General features: G+C 36.2%; 21 protein-coding genes. 15 read left to right on the top strand and 6 right to left on the bottom strand.

The genetic code is table 11. From position 1 onward, the window contains the following. Positions 1-269, top strand: a 269-nt coding sequence (locus H344_RS20535; protein WP_034256811.1) for a transposase, incomplete at its 5' end; no start/stop codon positions are given. Positions 270-506: 237 nt separating this feature from the next. On the opposite strand, the gene H344_RS0115490 is transcribed toward H344_RS20535, so the two are convergent. Together H344_RS0115490 and H344_RS0115485 are read right to left on the bottom strand one after the other, a co-directional pair. After that, complete coding sequence (locus H344_RS0115490) at positions 507-806, bottom strand: type II toxin-antitoxin system RelE/ParE family toxin (RefSeq protein WP_026811130.1); 300 nt, start codon at positions 804-806, stop codon at positions 507-509. Then, on the bottom strand, positions 799-1,038 hold the full coding sequence (locus tag H344_RS0115485; RefSeq protein WP_026811129.1) for a ribbon-helix-helix domain-containing protein: 240 nt from the start codon (positions 1,036-1,038) through the stop codon (positions 799-801). The genes H344_RS0115490 and H344_RS0115485 overlap by 8 nt, the downstream gene beginning before the upstream one ends. 386 nt (positions 1,039-1,424) lie before the next feature. Between H344_RS0115485 and H344_RS0115480 the strand changes: the two genes are divergently transcribed. From H344_RS0115480 to H344_RS0115425, 12 genes are all read left to right on the top strand, one after another. Next, on the top strand, positions 1,425-1,736 hold the full coding sequence (locus tag H344_RS0115480; RefSeq protein WP_026811128.1) for a helix-turn-helix domain-containing protein: 312 nt from the start codon (positions 1,425-1,427) through the stop codon (positions 1,734-1,736). A gap of 20 nt (positions 1,737-1,756) precedes the next feature. Beyond that, on the top strand, positions 1,757-2,119 hold the full coding sequence (locus tag H344_RS0115475; protein ID WP_026811127.1) for a four helix bundle protein: 363 nt from the start codon (positions 1,757-1,759) through the stop codon (positions 2,117-2,119). A gap of 24 nt (positions 2,120-2,143) precedes the next feature. Continuing rightward, positions 2,144-3,709 carry a type I restriction-modification system subunit M gene (locus tag H344_RS0115470; protein ID WP_026811126.1) on the top strand — a complete coding sequence of 522 codons (1,566 nt, stop codon included), beginning with the start codon at positions 2,144-2,146 and terminating at the stop codon, positions 3,707-3,709. Further along, the gene (locus H344_RS0115465; RefSeq protein WP_026811125.1) at positions 3,699-4,859 is read left to right on the top strand and encodes a restriction endonuclease subunit S; all 1,161 of its coding nucleotides are present in this window, start codon (positions 3,699-3,701) and stop codon (positions 4,857-4,859) included. Before H344_RS0115470 ends, H344_RS0115465 begins: the two co-directional genes overlap by 11 nt. After that, entirely contained in the window at positions 4,849-6,021 is a 1,173-nt protein-coding gene (locus tag H344_RS0115460) for a toll/interleukin-1 receptor domain-containing protein (RefSeq protein ID WP_026811124.1), read from the top strand. The genes H344_RS0115465 and H344_RS0115460 overlap by 11 nt, the downstream gene beginning before the upstream one ends. Next, positions 6,003-6,599 carry an SLOG domain-containing protein gene (locus H344_RS0115455; RefSeq protein ID WP_026811123.1) on the top strand — a complete coding sequence of 199 codons (597 nt, stop codon included), beginning with the start codon at positions 6,003-6,005 and terminating at the stop codon, positions 6,597-6,599. The genes H344_RS0115460 and H344_RS0115455 overlap by 19 nt, the downstream gene beginning before the upstream one ends. A 4-nt stretch (positions 6,600-6,603) precedes the next feature. After that, positions 6,604-7,290: a TIR domain-containing protein gene (locus H344_RS0115450; RefSeq protein ID WP_026811122.1), complete on the top strand. Its 687-nt coding sequence runs from the start codon at positions 6,604-6,606 to the stop codon at positions 7,288-7,290. A 3-nt stretch (positions 7,291-7,293) separates the two neighbouring features. Next, complete coding sequence (locus H344_RS0115445) at positions 7,294-7,878, top strand: toll/interleukin-1 receptor domain-containing protein (protein WP_026811121.1); 585 nt, start codon at positions 7,294-7,296, stop codon at positions 7,876-7,878. Between the two features lie 134 nt (positions 7,879-8,012). Then, positions 8,013-8,876 carry an HAD family hydrolase gene (locus H344_RS0115440; protein WP_026811120.1) on the top strand — a complete coding sequence of 288 codons (864 nt, stop codon included), beginning with the start codon at positions 8,013-8,015 and terminating at the stop codon, positions 8,874-8,876. A gap of 66 nt (positions 8,877-8,942) precedes the next feature. Next, positions 8,943-9,977, top strand: coding sequence for a virulence RhuM family protein (locus H344_RS0115435; RefSeq protein WP_026811119.1), 1,035 nt, complete (start codon positions 8,943-8,945; stop codon positions 9,975-9,977). Positions 9,978-9,981: 4 nt separating this feature from the next. After that, positions 9,982-10,338: a Fic family protein gene (locus tag H344_RS0115430; protein ID WP_026811118.1), complete on the top strand. Its 357-nt coding sequence runs from the start codon at positions 9,982-9,984 to the stop codon at positions 10,336-10,338. A gap of 187 nt (positions 10,339-10,525) precedes the next feature. After that, the gene (locus H344_RS0115425) at positions 10,526-13,741 is read left to right on the top strand and encodes a type I restriction endonuclease subunit R (protein ID WP_026811117.1); all 3,216 of its coding nucleotides are present in this window, start codon (positions 10,526-10,528) and stop codon (positions 13,739-13,741) included. Between the two features lie 33 nt (positions 13,742-13,774). Here the strand turns inward: H344_RS0115425 and H344_RS0115420 are convergent, their stop codons facing one another. Then, the gene (locus H344_RS0115420; RefSeq protein WP_084148831.1) at positions 13,775-14,998 is read right to left on the bottom strand and encodes a site-specific integrase; all 1,224 of its coding nucleotides are present in this window, start codon (positions 14,996-14,998) and stop codon (positions 13,775-13,777) included. 551 nt (positions 14,999-15,549) lie between these two features. On the opposite strand from H344_RS0115420, the gene H344_RS0115415 reads away from it, so the two are divergent. Further along, positions 15,550-16,029: a Dps family protein gene (locus H344_RS0115415; RefSeq protein ID WP_026811115.1), complete on the top strand. Its 480-nt coding sequence runs from the start codon at positions 15,550-15,552 to the stop codon at positions 16,027-16,029. Positions 16,030-16,139: 110 nt separating this feature from the next. Then, a complete protein-coding gene (locus H344_RS0115410; RefSeq protein ID WP_026811114.1) occupies positions 16,140-16,442 on the top strand; it encodes a monooxygenase in 303 nt (100 codons plus the stop codon). 157 nt (positions 16,443-16,599) lie between these two features. On the opposite strand, the gene H344_RS0115405 is transcribed toward H344_RS0115410, so the two are convergent. From H344_RS0115405 to H344_RS0115395, 3 genes are all read right to left on the bottom strand, one after another. Beyond that, positions 16,600-17,436 (bottom strand): alpha/beta hydrolase, encoded by an 837-nt coding sequence (locus H344_RS0115405; protein WP_026811113.1) that lies wholly within the window; start codon positions 17,434-17,436, stop codon positions 16,600-16,602. A gap of 168 nt (positions 17,437-17,604) precedes the next feature. Continuing rightward, positions 17,605-19,152, bottom strand: coding sequence for an IS1634 family transposase (locus tag H344_RS0115400; protein ID WP_026811112.1), 1,548 nt, complete (start codon positions 19,150-19,152; stop codon positions 17,605-17,607). A 284-nt stretch (positions 19,153-19,436) separates the two neighbouring features. After that, on the bottom strand, positions 19,437-20,330 hold the full coding sequence (locus H344_RS0115395) for an IS1595 family transposase (RefSeq protein WP_026809533.1): 894 nt from the start codon (positions 20,328-20,330) through the stop codon (positions 19,437-19,439). Positions 20,331-20,383: the final 53 nt, after the last annotated feature.

Genomic DNA, 20,383 nt, shown 5'->3' with positions numbered 1-20,383 from the left:
CCTTCCCTAACACATCGGGAACCAGTATAAGGGGCAGGACAAAGGTTAGTAACCTAGCCAACAAGAAAATAAAGAGCCTACTTGATCTATGTGCAAAATCGGCCTTACAGCATAATCCGGAAATGAAAGCATATTACCAGAGGAGACTGGAGGAAGGAAAAAACAAGATGAGCACAATCAATATTATTAGAAACAAATTAGTGTCCAGAATGTTTGCAGTTATTACGCGAAATGAACCCTATATTAATCTTATGAAATATGCAGCTTAGGATTGTTGATAAATTAAAGTAGATATCCTTTTTTTAATCATAGAATACAGGCGGGCCTGCTTGACGGGCAAATAGGCCATACGGGCGCGGGTAATCTTTCGGCTATACTCTGACAGGCTATTTGAACCATTAGAGGGATGTATACGGCATATCGGTTCATATTGTGCTAATTTTAGCTATGCGCTGAATTTGTAACGGTTCGATTTGTGCCACTTTGAAAGATCAAGGAATATTTACCTACTCAATTGGCAACAGTTTTTCATTCAAATCTTGTCTTCCAACGATTGCTATTATTTCGACAATATTTTCATTAATTTTATAGTAAATACTATCAACACCGCAGACGCATCGTCTATATCCCTTTTTTATATAGTCAACGGATTCAAAGGAAAAAGGTCGTTCGGCAATAATGTCATTAAATCCAAAGAACGATTCGAAATATTTGTCCGCCTGTGTCATTCCAAACTTCTTAACTCCGTAGTGGTGAATCCTTATCAAGTCATTTTTTGCTTCGTTTGTCAGTGTGTATTTAGCCATTTAGTAACGACTTAGATTGAGCTAAAATATTTTCTTTACTGTCATTGGTAAATCCACTATTTTCAGCCTTCTCCAGCTTTGCTCGAATCCAGTCAATTTGAACTTGTTGTTTTCTAGCTTGCCTAATCAAGTCATTAACTAACTCACTTTTGCTTGAATATTCTTTATTGTCCACTTGGGCTTTTAGCCACTCGTCATTCGGTTTTGTAAATGATATACTTTGTCGTGACATAACATTATTTTTTGATGTAAATATACACCAAATACGAATCATCTTCAAGTTGTTTCTAACGGCAGCCTGTCTCAGAACTACCTTCTAATTGTTGAAAATAGGATTTTATATGGCGTTCGGAATGAATTGGTATCAGTTATAGTTGCTAGTGTAGGTCCAATGTGATAATGTGAGATCGGTTTGTAAGTAGTTTTTGCCTCTAGTCTTTATTTTTCTTTTTCACGAATTTCTTTTCGCTACTTTGATCTATTATTCTTACATTGGACAGAATTTGACAAGTCAAAATTAAAAAGGTTTCAAAATTCCCTCTATATGAATTATAAAAGATTATTTATTAAATCTAGGGCATTACATCTTACTGAGGAGAAATTAATATACACCGACAGATGAAATTAGCCAATAGGATAAAAGAGCTTAGAGAAAGCCAAGGCTTGCTCCAACGACAACTCTCAGCACAGTTAGAGATAGACACACCAATGTTTAGCAAGATTGAACGTGGTGAGCGTAGAGCCAAACAGGAGCAAGTATTGAAAATAGCGGAGATACTCAAAGTAAGTCCGGATGAACTTATAGCGCTTTGGCTTACCGATCAAATATTAGATGTAATTGCCAATGCTTGCTCGTACGAAAAGTGGAAAGAACAAGCATTACAAGCCTTAAAAATGGCTGAAACAGATATTAAAAATAAAAAGGATTAATGTTGAATGTTTAATAATCAATGAGGGAAAATGTAGTTAAAAATAAAAGTTTTGATTTCGCTATCAGGGTGGTAAAGCTGAGCCAGTTCTTGTGCGACCAGCAAAAAGAATTTGTTTTAAGCAAACAACTTTTGCGAAGCGGTACAAGCGTAGGTGCTATGGTAAAAGAAGCTGAACACGCAGAAACGAAAAAAGATTTTATTCATAAAATGGCTATAGCCCAAAAGGAAATAAACGAAACGATGTATTGGTTGGAATTATTATTCCAAACCGAATACCTCAATAAAGAACAGTTTGAAAGCGTAAATACTGATGCTTTAGAAATCATCAAGATCATCACTAGCATCATAAAAACCGCTAAAGCTAACATTAACCATTCATAATATACAATTAACCATTATAAAAGTATGGCCAAGAAAAAAGTAGAAAAGACAAGATCGATCGAAGAAACCCTTTGGCAATCCTGCGATAAATTAAGAGGTTCTGTTGACCCTTCAGAATACAAGCACGTAGTATTAGGCTTAATTTTCCTAAAGTTTGCGAGCGATAAGTTTGAAGAGAGAAAAGGAGAATTGATTGCAGAAGGCAAAGAAAAATATGTAGAAATGAAAGACTTCTACAATATGAAAAACGTATTCTTTTTAGAGGAAATTTCACGTTGGTCCTACATTAGCAAGAATGCAAAACAGAATGATTTAGCTTTAAAAATTGATACAGCATTACATACTATTGAAAAGGACAATCCTTCATTAAAAGGGGCTTTACCAGACAACTACTTTTCCCGCTTAGGTTTAGAGCGTACCAAATTAGCATCATTGGTAGATAAAATCAATGAAATAGACACCTTAGAAGATGAATCCCAAGACATCATTGGTAGAGTTTACGAATATTTTCTAAGAAAATTCGCAATCAAAGAAGGGAAAGGAAAGGGAGAGTTTTACACACCAAAAACTATAGTAAACTTGCTAGCTGAATTGATAGAACCATATAAAGGAATTATTTATGACCCCGCTTGTGGTTCAGGAGGTATGTTTGTACAGTCTATTAAGTTTATAGAAAGCCATCAAGGAAGCAAAAAAGAAGTATCTATCTACGGGCAAGAATCATCTCCTACTACTTATAAATTAGCTAAAATGAATTTAGCTATTCGAGGTATTTCTGCAAATTTGGGAGATAAACACGCGGATACATTTTCGAATGACCAACATAAAGATTTAAAAGCAGATTTTATAATGGCCAACCCTCCCTTCAACCAAAAGGACTGGAGAGGAGAGGACGAGTTATTAGATGATCCACGTTGGAGAGGTTATGATGTTCCTCCAAAGAGTAATGCTAATTATGGTTGGATTTTAAATATGGTGAGCAAATTATCTGACAACGGTGTAGCAGGCTTTATCCTGGCAAATGGAGCACTATCAGGTGGTGGTGAAGAGTATAAAATCCGTAGGAAACTTATTGAAAATAACTTGGTCGAAGCAATTATTATAATTCCAAGAAACACCTTTTATACTACAGATATCAGTGTAACACTTTGGATTTTAAACCGCAACAAAAAGCAACGGACCGTTACAATTAACGATAGAGTAAAAAACTATCGAGAGCGTGAAAAAGAAGTCCTCTTTATGGATTTAAGACGTTGGGGAAGTGAGTACGAAAAGAAGTTTATTGAATTAACAGCCAATGATATAGAAAAGGTGGCTGAGAACTATCACAATTGGCAGCAGACAGATTGGAAAACAACCTATAAAGATGTTCCTGAATATTGTCAGTCTGTACATTTTGATACTATAGCGGAAAACGACTTTTCTCTAATACCTAGCAAATACATTGAGTTTGTAGATGGTGATAGCAATATTGACTTTGATACTGAAATGAAGCGTATTCAAAAAGATTTTAAAGAGTTGTTAAATGAAGAAAAAGAAAGTCAAGAACAACTCATAAATGCTTTTAAAACATTAGGATATGAATTGTAAAATCGATAGAGACAATTACAAACCTATTGGCAATTACATTCAGTTGGTAGATAACCGTAATAAAGATTTATCAGTTACCAATTTATTGGGTATAAACATTACGAAAAATTTTATGCCCTCTGTTGCAAATGTTTCAGGAACAGATTTGTCTAAGTACAAGATTATTCAAAAAGGGCAATTTGCTTATTCTGCAATGCAAGTTGGAAGAGACGAAACCATAAGAATCGCTCTCTATACAGATGATGAACCCGCAATCATTTCACCCGCCTATTCTGTAATAGAGGTAATTGATGAAAAAGAGTTACTACCTGAATATATGATGATGTGGTTTCAAAGACCTGAATCTGATAGATATGGTTGGTTTATTAGTGATAGTAGCGTTAGAGCAAGTTTAGATTATGAACGCTTGTGCGAAATAGAAATTCCCATACCGCATATAGATGAGCAACGCAAATATGTAAACCTCTACAAAGCATTATTAAGTAATCAAAAAGCCTATGAAAATGGCTTAGAAGATTTACAACTGATTTGTGATACCTACATTGAAGATTTAATAAAGTCTCAGGAGCTTGTCCCTCTAAACGGCTTAATAGAAAGGATTAACGAAAAGAATATAGAAGATAAATTCAATTCAGTAATTGGAATTAGTGAAAGAAAGGAATTTAGACCACCAGCGGGTAAGGTAAATAAAAACAACTTAACAAATCACTTAATTGTAAGGACAAATGAGTTTGCTTATATACCGAGAATGAATCCATTTAAACCTTTAGCTATTGCGTTATCTCACTATAATCATCCTGTTTTAGTATCAGCCTCTTATGAAGCGTTTAGAATTAAAAATACCAATGAACTATTACCTGAGTTTTTATTTCTCTTCTTCAAGCGTGCTGATTTTGATAGATATGCAGCTTTTAACGCTTGGAGTAGTACTCGTGATACATTTGATTGGGATGAAATGTGTAGGGTAAGAGTGCCTATTCCAAGTATTGAAAAGCAAAAAGCCATTGTTACCATTTACTACACCTTAGAAACCCGCAAACGTATTAGTGAGCAGTTAAAAGACAGTATCAAACCATTATGTCCTGTATTAATGCGCGGTGTTGTGGAGCGGTTGGAAAGTAACTTAAAAGAAGTTAGCTATGAAATATAAATATCAACTCATAACATTAGGTTCAAACGTTCCTGAAAGGCAAATAATAATTGACCAGATAAGAGTGGAGTTAAGGAATCTTAAATTGCCTGAAGAGTTTATTAAAGTCATTCCGGCATCCTCTATTGAAGATGAATATGAGGGTAACCAACCTGCATTTGCGCTGTACTTTGGAGACACTAGTAGCGATTTTAAGGATTTAGATGTTACTCAGAAGCTTCTGAAAGATGGTACGATGATTCTACCAATCTTTTATGACAGTTTTGAAACCGATATACCGTGCGTTTTAGAAAATCAGAATGCCGTTAAATATTCAGAAAATGAATTAAATAGAATTACTAATGTTGTCTTAGAAGCTTTTGAATTGTTACGTGGTACAAGAAAAGTATTCATCAGTTACCGAAGAGCAGAATCTACCGCTGTAGCTATTCAATTATATGAGGCTTTAGAATCTTATAATTTTGATGTATTTCTCGATACGCATTCAATTCAGAAAGGAGAACCTTTTCAAGATGAATTATGGCATCGTATGACAGATTGTGATGTTATTGTACTACTAAATACTCCTGGTTTTTTGGAAAGTCATTGGTGTAAAGAAGAATTTGCAGAAGCAAGTGCAAAGCAAATAGGAATTGTCCAGTTGGTGTGGCCAAATCATCAAATAAAGGATATTGACAAATCTTCTTATATCAGTTATCCAATTCAATTAACAGAAGATGACTTTATTAATAAAGAGTCAGATAGTACTGGTCGATTTATTGAAACGATGGTAGAACGTGTGCTTACTGAAGTGGAATCTGTTCGAGCAAGAAATTTAGCAGCTAGACAGGATAATTTAATTACTGAATTTAGAAATATAGCAGAAAAGAATAAACGAAAGGTAACTGTTCAGCCTGAAAAGATTTTAACAGAGGATTTACCGAATGGAGAACATATAATCTACATCCCTACTATTGGTATACCTCAATCAACAAGCTGTCAATCAGCTGAAATAAAAAAAGAGTTGATGGGGTACGATGAGGTTTCTATAAGATTGATATATGATGATTTGCGAATACGTGATAAATGGTTGAAACATTTAGAATGGTTAAATGACAATTTCAGAAAGGATATAAAAACATTAAAAAAACAAGATTTTGAATTATGGCTACAAAAGGCGTAAAGAATATATTTCTATCTGCTAGTATTCCCCTGCCTAGTAGAGATGCAAAGTACATAGAAACAGCAGATATTATTGCAATTCGTGATGCAGTTATTGCTTTAACAACAGTAGTATTGCCACACCATAGAATAATATGGGGTGGTCATCCCTCAATAACACCATTAATTTATTACGTGATGGAAAAATTGGATATGAATATCCAAGAACACGTAAAGCTATACCAATCCTTATGGTTTAAAGATATTTTCCCTCCAGATAATAATAAGTTTGAAAATATCGTATTCACGAAAAAAGAAGACAGCATTCCTGCCAGTATAAAACTTCTCAGGGAACAAATGTTTTCTGAGAATGAATTTTCAGCAGCAGTCTTTATTGGCGGAATGGATGGTATTGAAGACGAATATAGAATGTTTAAAGAATATCATCCAGAAGCACTATTACTTCCTATAGCTAGTACAGGTGCGGCAACTAAATTAGTATATGAGAATTTATTTCCTCAAAACCTAAAAAACACAAGACTTGAAAAGGATTATGGGTATATGTCTTTGTTTCAAAAATTTCTAATGGATAAAATTTAATAGTATGGCAAGAAAAGTATTCGTATCATATAAATATTCGGACTCATTAGTACAAGATTTAGGCATATATCAAGATTCCTTTTTTGGTAAAATAAAAATTGCTACAACTGCAAGACATTACGTAGATGAAATTTCAGAGCATTTGACAGGAGATGACCATATTTATAAAGGTGAAAATGATGATGAAAGTATGGAGAACTTGGCAGACTCTTCTATCAGTTCAAAATTAGGAGACAAGATTTTTGATAGTAGTGTTACTGTAGTTTTGATTTCAAAAGGAATGAAGGAATCGTTTACCTCTGAAAAAGACCAATGGATACCTTGGGAAGTTTCATACTCTCTAAAAAAGCAGACAAGATTAGGTAGGTCAAGTAGTACTAATGGTGTTATAGCCGTTGTACTCCCAGATGAAAATGGAAGTTACGAATACTATATAACACGTGATAGTGAATGTAATTGCAGGTCGTTAAACACTCCTATTCTGTTTCAAATAATACGCGATAATATGTTTAATGTTAAAGAACCCGACAGAAGAGTTTGCAATGGTAGTTGGGTTTACTCTGGAGACAGCTCCTATATTCAATCTGTTAAGTGGTCTGATTTTATAGCAAATCCTACAAAATATATTGACAAGGCAATAGAGTTACGCGATAAGAAGGATGATTTTAACATTGTAAAAACTATTAAATAATCTATGAGTTTTATAACCGAATCCGAACTTAGAAACCAAAGAAGGTCATCAAAATCCTACTATATGACCTTAAATGAAAGCCTAAACAGTTTTAAAGGAGAAAGTAGTCTTTTTAAAACTAAAATTTTCCTTTCTCATAAACACGATGAAAGAGAGTATTTGGAAGGGGCTATTTCATTTTTAAAATCCTATGGTGTAGATGTTTATGTTGATTGGTTAGATGATGGGATGCCTAAAACAACATCAGGAAAGACCGCAGATAGAATAAAACAAAAAATTAAGGATAATCATAAATTTATTCTTTTAGCAACGGAGGGGGCAATAAGCTCTAAATGGTGTAATTGGGAGTTAGGTTTAGGAGATGCAGCAAAGTACATTGACCACATTGCAATTTTACCTATTAAAAAAGATTATTCAGATTTTTCGGGTAGTGAGTATTTAGAAATATATCCTTACATCTACAACGTTGATTATTTTCAATATTTCAAAGGAACTTATAGGTCAGAAGGAACTTATGTTGTATTTCCATCGATTAATGGCAATGATAAAGTAGTGCCTATCAGTGAATGGTTGAATAATAAATATTAAATAGTTATGATAGAAACCAACGGCATAGAATACAAAGCACAACTTACCAAATTCTAAATGCTATAGGGATGAAAAAACGATAAAAATATAGCTTGCTGAGAGCATGAAATTTAAAAATAAAAAAGTAATGTATTATGGCTAAAACAAAAATTGCATTCATTTATGATTTTGACAAAACCTTGTCTCCCAAAGATATGCAGGAATACTCTTTTCTACCTGATATTGGAATGACACCGAATGAATTTTGGAAAGAGGTCAAACAAGAAACGAAAGCGCAAAAGGCCGACAATATCATTACTTATATGCAGTTGATGATTGAAAAAGCAAATGCAAACGGCAAAGAAAATGAACTGACAAGAGATGCTTTAAAGAAGAAAGGAAAAAACATTGAATTATTTAAAGGAGTAGAAAGTTGGTTTGAGTCAATCAATCAATATGCTAAAGAAAAAAATGCTATCGTAGAGCATTATATAATATCAGCCGGTAATAAAGAAATACTTGAAGGAACATCAATTGCTAAATATTTTAAAAAAATATATGGCTGCTCTTTTAGATTTGATAAAAATAATGTTGCGAAATCAGCTGGTTTAGCCATAAACTATACCAATAAAACACAATTTATTTTTAGAATTAACAAAGGTCTTTTAGATGAGTCTGATAATTCAAAAATAAATAAGTATACACCAGAAGATGAAAGACCTATACCTTTTAATCAAATGGTGTATTTTGGTGATGGCGATACAGATATTCCCTGTATGAAGTTGGTTAAAGATAAAGGTGGTTATTCTGTATCAGTTTATAAGCCTAACTCAAGTAAATCAAGAAAAAAAGCTACAGAATTATTAGAGGATGGGCGTGTTAATTTCTTTTTTCCAGCAAATTATTCGAAAGGCAAGGAAATAATGGAAAACTGTAAGTTAATAATTAACAAGATTGTTGCTCAATCAGAACTAAAACAGCTTGAAACACGACAACTCAAAAGTATCAATTTGAAATAAGAGTATGCCCGAAACCAACCTCATAGCATACAAAGCATAACGTACCATAGGATAATTTTTTTTGGAATGGAAGGAAACGATAAGAACATAAAACCCAGTGATGAGCTAAGCGATTTCATTTTATATACTGCCCCAAGTGGTGAAGTACGGATTGAGATTTATATGCAAAACGAAACTGTTTGGCTTACACAACAAAAAATAGCGGAGTTGTTTGGTGTGGATAGAACGGTGGTAACAAAGCATCTTAAGAATATTTACCTAGAAGGTGAGTTGGAGAAAGAGGCAACAAGTGCAAAATTTGCACAAGTTCAAAAAGAAGGAACAAGGGAGGTTAAAAGAAATGTTGAGTTTTATAATCTAGATGCCATTATTTCCGTTGGTTACCGCGTTAATTCCACCAAAGCAACACAATTTCGTATTTGGGCTACCAAAACCTTAAAAGAATATATTATAAAAGGTTTTACATTAGACGACGAACGCCTTAAGCAAGGGAAAACCGTTTTTGGTAAAGATTATTTCAGGGAATTATTAGAGCGTGTTCGTTCGATCCGTGCCAGCGAACGCAGAATTTACCAACAGGTAACTGATATTTTTGCTGAGTGTAGTATCGACTATGACCCACAATCGCCCATTACCAAAAAGTTCTATGCTATGGTGCAAAATAAATTCCACTATGCCATAACAGGTAAAACAGCAGCGGAAATCATCTACCTAAAAGCCGATAGTAATAAAGAAAATATGGGCCTAACTTCCTGGAAAAACGCACCAGACGGTAGGGTGCTAAAATCAGATACAGCAATTGCCAAAAACTATTTGGAGGAAAAAGAAATCAAGCAATTAGAACGAACGGTAACGGGGTACTTTGACTATATAGAAGGGCTAATAGAACGTGAAAATACGTTTACCATGGAAGGATTGGCACTAAGTGTCAATAAGTTTTTAGCCTTTAATGAATATAAGGTGTTAGAAGGATTAGGAAAGAAATCCAAAAAACAAGCCGAAAATAGAGCCTATTCGGAATATGAAAAGTTTAATAAAACCCAAAAGATAGAATCTGATTTTGATAAGATGGTTAAAGGATTGAAAAAGGGAAAGGAATAAAAAAATGATAGAAACCAACCGCATAGAATACAAAGCAGAACTCACCAAGGATCTGAACCTGATAGAACAATTAGGTGCCAGCATTCCAAGAATACTGCAGAGTTACGGTAGGGAATGTTTTAAGTTCATGGACAATTTCACTCGGATGGTATTTCCTACTTCAAGAAAGCGCACCGAACAAGTCACCGAACAAGTTCAAATCCTAATTTCTGCAATGACCGGTAAAGATTATTCAAGTGCGGAAACTATGGAGCTGGTTGGAATCAAACACCGACCAACATTTTTATATAAATATTTACAGCCTGCCATTGAATTAGGTTTGATTGAATTAACTATTCCTGACAAACCCAATAGCAGTTAACAAAAATACCGTCTTACCGAAAAAGGTAGGCGACTAAAACTAAGTATAACATGAGTTGCAAAAATGCCATAATATAAAAAGGATGCCCAGGCGAATGAGTTTACAGCCATTGTATTGCAATGGTTGGTAGCTAATGGGAAAATGACATCAGCAACCAAAAGTAATCATAACCAACCAACCTTTATTAATGAAGTTTACAGAAGCAAAATTAGAGGAAGCATTTATAGCGTTATTGGGTAATGAGGGGTATCCACATTACTTGGGCAATACTGTTAGTCGTATGCCCGAAGAAGTGTTGATTGAAGAGGATTTAATCCAATTTCTACTAACTCAATACAAGAAAGAAGGCTTAACCCAAACCGAGGCTAAGTCAATTGTATTACATCTAAAAACCTTACCCGCCTCTGATTTATATGAAACCAATAAAAAAATAGTTCAATGGTTATCGGATGGGTTTATACTTAAACGAGAAGACCGAAACCAAAAAGACATTTGGATTTCTCTAATTGACAATGCAGGATTGGACCGACAGATTCAAGGGAAGAACTTAGATGTTTTATCGGTATCAGAACCTTCGGAAAAATATGGCGACAATAATATCTACAAGTTTGTTAATCAACTGGAAATAGAAGGAACGGAAAAACGTATTCCTGATGGGATTATTTACATCAATGGATTACCGGTTGTAGTATTTGAGTTTAAAACAGCTATTCAAGAAAACTGCACCATTCATAATGCTTATGTGCAATTAACAACTCGTTACAAGAGAGATATTCCAGAGCTTTTTAAGTACAATGCGTTTTGTGTAATCAGCGATGGCGTAAACAACAAAGCAGGGTCGTTCTTTGCTCCTTACGAGTTTTATTATTCGTGGCGTAGAATATCAGGTTTGGCCAAAGATGTGGATGGTATTGATAGCATGTTTACCCTTATTCAAGGATTGCTCAATCAAAACAGACTAAGGGATGTTATTCAAAACTTCATATACATTCCAGATACTTCTAAAAAAGATGAGAAAATAGTTTGTCGCTATCCCCAGTACTATGCGGCAAGAGCCCTGTTTAACAACATTAAAAAAGCACAAAAACCAGAGGGAGATGGTAAAGGTGGCACTTACTTTGGAGCAACTGGAAGCGGAAAGAGTTATACCATGCTCTATCTCACAAGGCTCCTGATGAAAAGTGCCTATTTTGAAAATCCTACCATTGTACTCATAACAGACCGTACGGATTTAGACGATCAACTTTCAGGACAGTTTACCAATGCCAAAATATTTATTGGTGACAATACCATTAAAAGTGTTGAAAGCAGGGCTGAATTAAGAGAGCTATTACAAGGTCGTGCTAGTGGCGGGGTATTCTTAACGACCATTCATAAGTTTACAGAAGATATTGAGCTATTGACGGAACGTACGAATGTTATTTGTATTTCGGATGAGGCCCATAGAAGTCAGACCAACTTAGACCAAAAAATAAGAGTTACGGAACACGGTGTGAAGAAGTCCTATGGCTTTGCCAAGTATTTACACGACTCTTTACCCAACGCAACCTATGTTGGGTTTACAGGTACTCCTGTTGATGCAACTTTAGATGTGTTTGGACAAGTGGTGGATGCCTACACCATGACCGAATCGGTTATAGATGAAATTACGGTCCGTATTGTCTATGAAGGTAGAGCAGCAAAAATAGCCTTACAGAATAGCGAATTAGAAAAGATTGAGCAATATTATGAAGAGGCTGCCGAAGCTGGCGCCAATGAATACCAGATAGAGGAAAGTAAGAAGCAATCTGCAAGTATGAACGCCATTTTGGGCGATCCGGATAGGTTAAAAGAGTTGGCTGCGGACTTTGTGCAACACTATGAAAATAGAGTTGCCGAAGGTGCTACCATTAAGGGTAAAGCCATGTTTGTAAGTAGCTCTAGATTTATAGCCTACGAATTGTATAAGAACGTAATTGAATTAAGGCCTGAGTGGAATGAAATAAAAGTTGCGGAGGAAGGTGCTGTCCTTTCAGAAAAAGAAAAGCGGGAAATTAAACCTATAGAGCGTATCAAAATGATTATGACCCGCGGGAAAGACGACCCGGAGGAATTGTATAAGCTCTTAGGTACGAAAGAAGATCGTAAGGAACTGGACAGGCAATTCAAAAATGAAAAAACCAATTTCAAAATAGCTATTGTTGTAGATATGTGGCTCACAGGTTTTGATGTTCCGTTTTTAGATACCATCTACATAGATAAGCCTATTCAGCAACACAATCTAATACAAACTATATCGCGAGTAAATCGCAAATTTAAAGGCAAGAATAAAGGCTTGGTGGTAGATTACATCGGCATCAAGAAGCAAATGAATTTAGCGCTTAAGAAATACTCGGAGGGGGATAAAGACAATTTTGAAGACATACAACAATCCCTAATAGTCGTTAGAAACCATTTAGACCTATTAGCTAAGTTGCTATACAAATTTGATAGCTCAAAATATTTCAATGGTACCGCATTGGAGCAATTAAACACCCTTAATATGGCAGCTGAATTTGTTCAGTTGACCAAGGAAATGGAAACCCGTTTTATGGGATTGGTGAAGAGACTAAAGGCAGCGTATGATATATGCGCAGGTAGTGAGGAATTAACACAACAAGAAAGGGACTACACCCACTTCTATTTAGCCGTACGCTCCATTGTTTTTAAACTAACCAAAGGGGATGCACCAGATACCGCCCAAATGAATGCTAAAGTGAGGGAAATGATTAAAAATGCCTTACAGAGTGACGGTATTGATGAAATCTTTAAGATGGGAGAAGAAACCGAAAAGGAGCAAGACATCTTTGATGAAGATTATTTGGCCAAAATTGATAAAATCAAATTACCCAATACTAAGATTAAATTATTGCAACAGCTCTTGGCACGAGCTATCGGTGAAATGAAAAAAGTCAACAAAGTAAAAGGTGTTGACTTTTCTAAGAAAATGGAGTCCTTGGTTGAAAAGTACAATCAACGTGATGAAAATGATATTCTGAGAAGTGAGGTCTATGAAGATATGGCGGATCAATTGACCAACCTTATTTGGGATGTATACAGCGAGTTTAAATCGGGGAATGATTTAGGGATTGACTTTGAGGAAAAAGCTTTTTACGATATTCTAAAGGAGCTATGTGTTAAATATGATTTTAGCTATCCTGAAGATAAACTAATTGAGTTGGCAAAAGCAGTTAAAGACTTGGTTGATAGTCAAGCCAAATTTCCAGACTGGAACAAACGGGCCGATATTAAATCTGCATTAAAGGTAGGCTTAATTCTTCTTTTGGATGAGCACGGTTATCCACCAGTTGAGAGGGATGAGGTTTACAAGGATATTTTTGAACAAGCTGAAAATTTTAAGAAGTATCAATCCTTGAAGTCGTAAGTAAACAATGGAATTGGATGTTCTGCTAATAACCTATCCCATAATCTGAGCATCATAATCATCGATAATGTTTGTTTCGAACGAATTCAAATACGCTTGGGTCATGGCTTCCGTCGTATGGCCAAGACTGTCCTGTATCACATTGCTGGGCGCACCGGTTCGTTTTAGGATATTGGCATAGGTGTGTCTGGCGCTGTATATGGTGATTCTTGGAAGGTCCAATCTTTCCGTTAAACGCTTCAGGTAGGTATTCTCCCTTTTTCGCTTGTTTTTGATGGTTTCGTGAATTTGATATTTGGAAACGGTGGAAGTAAGAATGGGAAATATATAATCATCCGTTTGAATGTTGCTAGGTGCATAGGCAAACATTATTTTCTTTAAGGCAGGGGCTATCTTAATGGAAAATAATTTATTCTTTGTTTTGGATCGTATGTAGGTAATTCGTTCGTAGTCTCCCTGTATATTATCCCCTTTCAATAATGCCAGATCCATCCAATTCATGCCCCGTAAATAAAAGGAGGCCATATACAAATCTCGGGCTTTTGCCAAGAACGGCTCTTGGATCAAGGCATTTTTAAAGGTTTCCAATTGCTCCGCGTTCAAAAACTGTCGTTTCGGGGTTCCCATCTTTATGGGATAACCATTGAAGGGATTGTGGATCTCTTTGGCTAAACCATGTTTAACTGCTTTTTTGTAAATTGACCTCAGGGTTCTTAGGTAAACGCTCAGTCCTCCCGCAGTATTTCCCTTAGCATAATGCTGGGTCTCGAGTTTTTTTATAAACGCATAGTTGATTTGGCGGAAGGGCAAGTGACTTTTTTGATGGAATTTCTTTATTCTATTGCGTACGTTCTTATAAATTTCTGCATTCCCATACTTCCCTGCCTTTCTCATGTCATGGATCAAGGAATCTGCAAAACTGTAGAAATCCATGTTGCTCACTGGTTTCCCCTCTATTTCTCTTTTGAGCAATGGCATGGAGTAGCTTTCAATTTTACCCTCTTCCTCTAGGCGGGTAACCGTATCATATACTTTTTTCAATTTATCTTGAATACTGTAGTTTAATCGTGTAATATTGGAAGCTATTTTACTTGAAGGTCTTATCCGTTGATTTTTGGGGTCGAAGTCTTTTTCGACCATGTTGTAACCGAGGGGTAGGTATATGGATTTTCTGTTGTAGGTAACGCGAATTACCAACGGGAATGTTCCATCCTGCTTTTGACGAACTTTGTTGAGAAGCACTTTAGTTGTCAGCACGTGATTACAAATTTATAAACTATTTATAAACAAATATACTATTTATATGGTTTCATATGGTCTTTAATTTTTTTTAATTTACTGGAAAACAAGTATTTAAGCTTTTTTAAGACCATGTAAAACCATAATTTGTGTTTCTGTCACGCAGGGGGTCGCGGGTTCGAGTCCCGTCCGGACCGCAAGCAAACAAAGGCCTTCAAGAGATTGAAGGCCTTTTTGTTTTAGTGTGGGTACAACATAGGTACAACATTGGATCAAGTCCAATTTCCGGGTATTTGATTAGTTATGCAAATAGTTGAGTTTACCTAAATATAATCCTACTATCGATTTCTTTCAAGAAGAGAATCTATAAGAGAATCTTAAATCTGTTAAGATTGTTTTAAATTATAAGGGTGTGTGACAAATGTCACATATCAATACAACTACCTTTTGTACCTTAGAGAATTGATGGGAGTAAGAGATTCTACAACAGAATTCCCATGAAAACTTGGAGAAAACTTCCACAGAAATCAACAGTTTTTAAAAACTAATTGAATATAAAATAATAGATTATGGCGAACACAAATTTAAATGTTATTGGATTGAGCGAAAGCAGCTCTATTAAAACAGCAGAAAAGTTAAATGAACTTCTAGCGAACTATCAAATGTTCTATATGAACCTAAGAGGATTTCATTGGAATATTCAAGGAAAGAAATTCTTTGAACTTCACTTAAAATTTGAAGAGATATACAATGATGCCTTGGTAAAAGTAGATGAGATTGCAGAAAGGATACTTACATTAGGTCAACCTCCTGTTCATACCTATAAAAAATACTTGGAGCTTGCCGAAATAAAAGCGGCGGAAAATATTACCGATGGGGAAGTAGCTGTGGACAATATCCTTAAAGCCTTAAAGATTTTACTGGAGCAGGAAAGAGCAATTTTAAAAATTGCAGCCGATGCAAATGATGAAGGCACTGTATCTTTAATGAGCGATTATATTGTAGAGCAGGAAAAATTGGCTTGGATGTTTTCCGCCTATAGAAGTTAAGACCATCAGTAGATCTAAAATATTGAAGGTGAAAAAACCATCCTTAGGGGTGGTTTTTTAGTTTCCTTCTCACTATATCAACTTAATTTATAACTTAAAGACATAATATTATGGCAGTAATCATGTATGTAGATTTTCCACATAGAGAAGTTTGGGGAAAAGAAATGGCAAAACAAATGAACGAGCTTGCACAGAGTATTAATAATGAGCCAGGTTTTATTTGGAAGTTTTGGACAGAAAATCAGAAAGAAAAGATGGCAGGGGGTGTTTATCTGTTCGATACCCGTGAAAATGCCGAGAATTATCTCAGTATGCATACGGAACGATTGAAGCAATTTGGATACTCAGATATCAAAGGAAAGGTATTCGAGATTAATGAAGAGCTTTCTAAGCAATGCAAAGCTCCTTTCTAGGTTGAGGTTGAACTTGTGCTAATGGCAGTTTAAGCCCATTTACGATAGGTAGAGGGGGGTTTTGAGGTGGTAGACAGATCCTAATTACAGAAATTGCGGGATAGTGTCTAATTTTTGCTGCTGTAGCGCCTTCGTATGTCTATTCCATAACTTTTTTTTAATCTTTAGGGCTTCCACCGGCCTTCTTATTAATCCGATCAATTTCTTTTAGTAATAGTAGTAGGCCAGGATCGTGCATTTCTATATGACCAAATCCTTGAATTTCCATTAATTGGGTTTCGGTATTGCCAGCTGTAGTCATTAATCGTTTTAAATATAGATTTTCTTCATATCTGCCTTCCAAATCAATTTCCCTATCTCCTGTAATAAGTAGTAAGGGTGGTGCATTCTTTCTAACGTGATAAAGTGGTGCATATTCGTCTACAATGACCTTTGACCAGGGTATTCCTCGTTCTTTTCTTATTGTAGAATGGGTTATGGTTTGTCCGCTTAAGGAAATAAGGCCTGCAATTTTATCGGCATCGATATTAAAATTTTGAAGCCATTGTTTATCCAAACCGATCATTTTAGTGAGATACCCACCCGCAGAATGTCCTGCTACAAATATTTTATTGGGATTCCCTCCATAAGTTTCAATATTATTAAATACCCATGCTACTGCTGCAGCGGCGTCTTCAATATAGGCAGGCGCATTAACTTTTGGAGATAACCTATAATTAACACTTACAATGCATAGATTGTTGTTCAATAATGGATCTGGAAAATACTTGTCATAAGAATTTAGACCACCACCATGAAACCAAACTACTGTACTAAAATCTTTAGTGTTTTCTGGGTATCGTATGTCTAATTTACAACGAGAGGTAATATACTTGTCTGTGTAGGTTGAATCGTAATAGGCAACCTCTAATATCTCTTTAAAAGCAGTATTATCTTGTGCAGTTGCCAAAGAGGTAAATAAAAGTATGGCGGAAATCAATAGTGCTTTTAGCATGATGGTTGGTGTAGTGGGTTAGCTGTTTTTATAGATCCCAGATCTTATGGCTTCTATTCAAATTTATCGATTTGTTTTTTAATCAGCCTTACCATGTCAAGTATTCTTTGGGATATGCTCCAATTAGAAGAGAATTATTGCCTTTCCTGTTTTCCTCAATGCAACACCCTAAAAATTTTTGGTGATAATTTGATATAGCTCGGCTTGCTCTTCATCCATTTTCAATAGTTGTGTTTTTTCACTTCGGGAGTCGGGTAGCCGATAAGATATTTGGTATATGGTGTGCGTAATTTCACTTGCCTTGTTTAGCGACAGATCCGATTTCTCGATCTTCAAAACCCTTTCCAGCTCTTTGTAAATGCTGTAAGCGGTGAAAGAAATACATATATGCGCTTCTATCCGGTGTCGTAATCGATGATAGATCGGGCGGATGCGGAGATCGGTCTTGGACATTCGAAAAGCTTTTTCGATGTGCCATAAATTATTGTAATTGTCCAATATAGCCTGATTTGAGAGAGCGGTATTGGTTATATATCCTTTTAGTCCGTCCCAAACGGCATCCGCTTCATATTTTTTATAGTCGATCTCAATATTCACTTCGCCTTCCATGTTCAAATATTTATTGTAGCCCCTGTTGTTGATATTTGATTTGGTAAGCTTGCCGGATTTTAAGCGTTTTTCCAGTCTCTTGAGCCCTCTTTCCCGATTGTAGCTGTCTTTTTTGGCTCTTTTGTCCGAATGGTGTACGATCAGACGACGTTTTCTTACGATGCCTTCTTCATCGATTATTTCCTTATCCAGCCAAAAAAAGTTGTCTCGCTCAAAGTCGTATTCCTTGATTTGGGATTGGGTCTCCTTATCCTCGTTCTTTATCCTGGCGCCCAATATAAATTGATAGCCGTTATCTTCCAGTGCTTGTATATTGGTTCTGGATAACAGGCCCGCATCGGTAATGACAATAGGCTTGTCCAGGGAAAACTTACCTTGCATTTTCTTCAGGAAAGGAATGAGGGTATGTCCTTCATAGGTATTTCCTTCAAAAACTTCATACCCTATGGCGTAGCCGCCCAAGCCTACCAGAAGCCCGATGAATATTTGTGGGTTGCTGTGCTTTCCATCTTTGGAAAATCCTGTTTTGCGCAGGTCATCCTCATCCGAGGCCTCGAAGTAGAGTGTGGTCATATCGTAAAAGACAATGCTCAGATCCCCGTTCAAAACCTTTTTGGTGTGTTGAAAAGCTATTTGCCGGACCTGTTCCTCAAGTTCGCTGTTCAACTTGTCCAAAAACCGGTATATCTTATTCACATCAATGGACTTACCTTGATATCGGTACAGGTATTCACTGGTTTTGAGTTTGCTCAAAGGGAATGCCAGACGGGCAACTACAATATTTTTGAACAGGGGCTCATTTAATGCACCAAAGCCTATGGAATCATAGATCTTTCCGAAAATCAACTCGGGCCCCACAGTTCTGATGTCGGCATTGCTCAGCAGAGAGAAGGCCTCTTCGACCTTCGCATCTGTAGAAGAGGCAAACAGCGAAGACTGTTTCCTGATTTTTTCAAGCTCATGTTTGGCCCTTAATTTTAATGCCTCAATTTCTTGCAACGTGTTGGCACACCCTATGGATTTGACCACTTTATATTTACCGGAATCCTTGCTAATAACCTGAATACTAGTGCTTCCAGAACGATTTTTCACCTCACGAATAAACATAGTTGGGATGTTGCAACACCCAAAACTAAGCAAAAATTAATGTATAATGCTGATTATCTGCGTTTTATGTTGGGTGTTGCAAAAAAGTGACGAAGACAGGAGAAGAGTTATTGCCTTTATATGAGAACAAAATAGAGCACCCCTTAATTAATACTCGTTAATTAAGGGGTGCTCTATTTTTTAGTATCCTGTAATAAATTAGTTTTTATTTAGCAGCATCAAAATTCTGATTACTGTAAGGTGATAGGTTGGGTATTTTCATTTCAACATATAGAGGTCAGTAGTTAGTTACTTATTAATTGTGATTGATATATTTTCTCTCCCTGCACCATCTTGGTGATAAGGTTGTTGAATATGGTTGCCTTGCTCTGTGATCGGTTGATCCGAAAACAGAATTCATTGAAGTACCTGTTCAGATTATCATCGCTCACCCAGGAATAGGTTGTCCTTATCCAAGATTTCACTTGGTGGATCATTGTGTGGAGTGCTTTAAAGTTCAGCCCCTTGTTGCTTTCTATCTGGGTGATGTCATATGCTTTGGCTATGGGCCTGTAGCCCCTCCACTTATCGGTTGTTACCTGCGCTTCCCGACTGATGTGGTTCACAAAGATGTATTGTAGGGACCGTGCGGAGAAATCATCGATCTTCATTGCATACATTCTCTTTACCTTGCCATCCTGGGTAAGCTGTACGGCTGTCACGGCCTTCTTTTTCTTGCCATCATAGCTCCTTCCCGTTTTGCCTTCGTCCCTTCCGCCAAGGACAAACTCGTCAACGTGTACTTCTCCGTCCATGGGATCGTTGCCGCTGGAGGTCATTGCTTCCCTGACCTTGTGCATAAAAAGCCTGGCGGTCTTTTCCGTAACACCGTAGCGAACCGACATATAACTTGCCGATAGGCTCTTGGTGGTGGTTGCCATCTCGAAACAGATGAAAAACGCTTTTCTGACACCGAACTTGACCTTATGGAAAAGTGTATCGGCGGTAGCGGATTCGATATGGCCACAGATATTGCACTGTCTGCCGAAGTCCTTGCGGATTTGACAGGCGGTATGGTTGCAACGAGTACATTTATAAGCACTTTTAGCCTTTATCGAAGCTAAGTATTCCTTGCAATCATCATCGGTTTTGAACCGATCAGAGAACTCTAGAAGATTTTGACCCTTGAAAACATCCATAATATTATATCTTTACTATAAATAAAGATACGTATTTAAATACTGACCTCTAT

This window comes from Arenibacter latericius DSM 15913 (genome assembly GCF_000424985.1).
Taxonomy (GTDB): Bacteria; Bacteroidota; Bacteroidia; order Flavobacteriales; family Flavobacteriaceae; genus Arenibacter; species Arenibacter latericius.
Note: the sequence above shows the minus strand (reverse complement) of the source record. Positions and strands in the feature narration are given on the sequence as shown.

Excerpts from the sequence above, each read along its gene's own strand:
- H344_RS0115445 (WP_026811121.1), top strand. The coding sequence starts at position 7,294 with ATGAGTTTTATAACCGAATCCGAACTTAGAAACCAAAGAAGGTCATCA.
- H344_RS0115450 (WP_026811122.1), top strand. The coding sequence starts at position 6,604 with ATGGCAAGAAAAGTATTCGTATCATATAAATATTCGGACTCATTAGTA.
- H344_RS0115425 (WP_026811117.1), top strand. The coding sequence starts at position 10,526 with ATGAAGTTTACAGAAGCAAAATTAGAGGAAGCATTTATAGCGTTATTG.
- H344_RS0115400 (WP_026811112.1), bottom strand. The coding sequence starts at position 19,152 with ATGTTTATTCGTGAGGTGAAAAATCGTTCTGGAAGCACTAGTATTCAG.
- H344_RS0115480 (WP_026811128.1), top strand. The coding sequence starts at position 1,425 with ATGAAATTAGCCAATAGGATAAAAGAGCTTAGAGAAAGCCAAGGCTTG.
- H344_RS0115395 (WP_026809533.1), bottom strand. The coding sequence starts at position 20,330 with ATGGATGTTTTCAAGGGTCAAAATCTTCTAGAGTTCTCTGATCGGTTC.
- H344_RS0115430 (WP_026811118.1), top strand. The coding sequence starts at position 9,982 with ATGATAGAAACCAACCGCATAGAATACAAAGCAGAACTCACCAAGGAT.
- H344_RS0115470 (WP_026811126.1), top strand. The coding sequence starts at position 2,144 with ATGGCCAAGAAAAAAGTAGAAAAGACAAGATCGATCGAAGAAACCCTT.
- H344_RS0115460 (WP_026811124.1), top strand. The coding sequence starts at position 4,849 with ATGAAATATAAATATCAACTCATAACATTAGGTTCAAACGTTCCTGAA.
- H344_RS0115410 (WP_026811114.1), top strand. The coding sequence starts at position 16,140 with ATGGCAGTAATCATGTATGTAGATTTTCCACATAGAGAAGTTTGGGGA.
- H344_RS0115440 (WP_026811120.1), top strand. The coding sequence starts at position 8,013 with ATGGCTAAAACAAAAATTGCATTCATTTATGATTTTGACAAAACCTTG.
- H344_RS0115435 (WP_026811119.1), top strand. The coding sequence starts at position 8,943 with ATGGAAGGAAACGATAAGAACATAAAACCCAGTGATGAGCTAAGCGAT.
- H344_RS0115415 (WP_026811115.1), top strand. The coding sequence starts at position 15,550 with ATGGCGAACACAAATTTAAATGTTATTGGATTGAGCGAAAGCAGCTCT.
- H344_RS0115405 (WP_026811113.1), bottom strand. The coding sequence starts at position 17,436 with ATGCTAAAAGCACTATTGATTTCCGCCATACTTTTATTTACCTCTTTG.
- H344_RS0115485 (WP_026811129.1), bottom strand. The coding sequence starts at position 1,038 with ATGTCACGACAAAGTATATCATTTACAAAACCGAATGACGAGTGGCTA.
- H344_RS0115455 (WP_026811123.1), top strand. The coding sequence starts at position 6,003 with ATGGCTACAAAAGGCGTAAAGAATATATTTCTATCTGCTAGTATTCCC.
- H344_RS0115490 (WP_026811130.1), bottom strand. The coding sequence starts at position 806 with ATGGCTAAATACACACTGACAAACGAAGCAAAAAATGACTTGATAAGG.
- H344_RS0115465 (WP_026811125.1), top strand. The coding sequence starts at position 3,699 with ATGAATTGTAAAATCGATAGAGACAATTACAAACCTATTGGCAATTAC.
- H344_RS0115475 (WP_026811127.1), top strand. The coding sequence starts at position 1,757 with ATGAGGGAAAATGTAGTTAAAAATAAAAGTTTTGATTTCGCTATCAGG.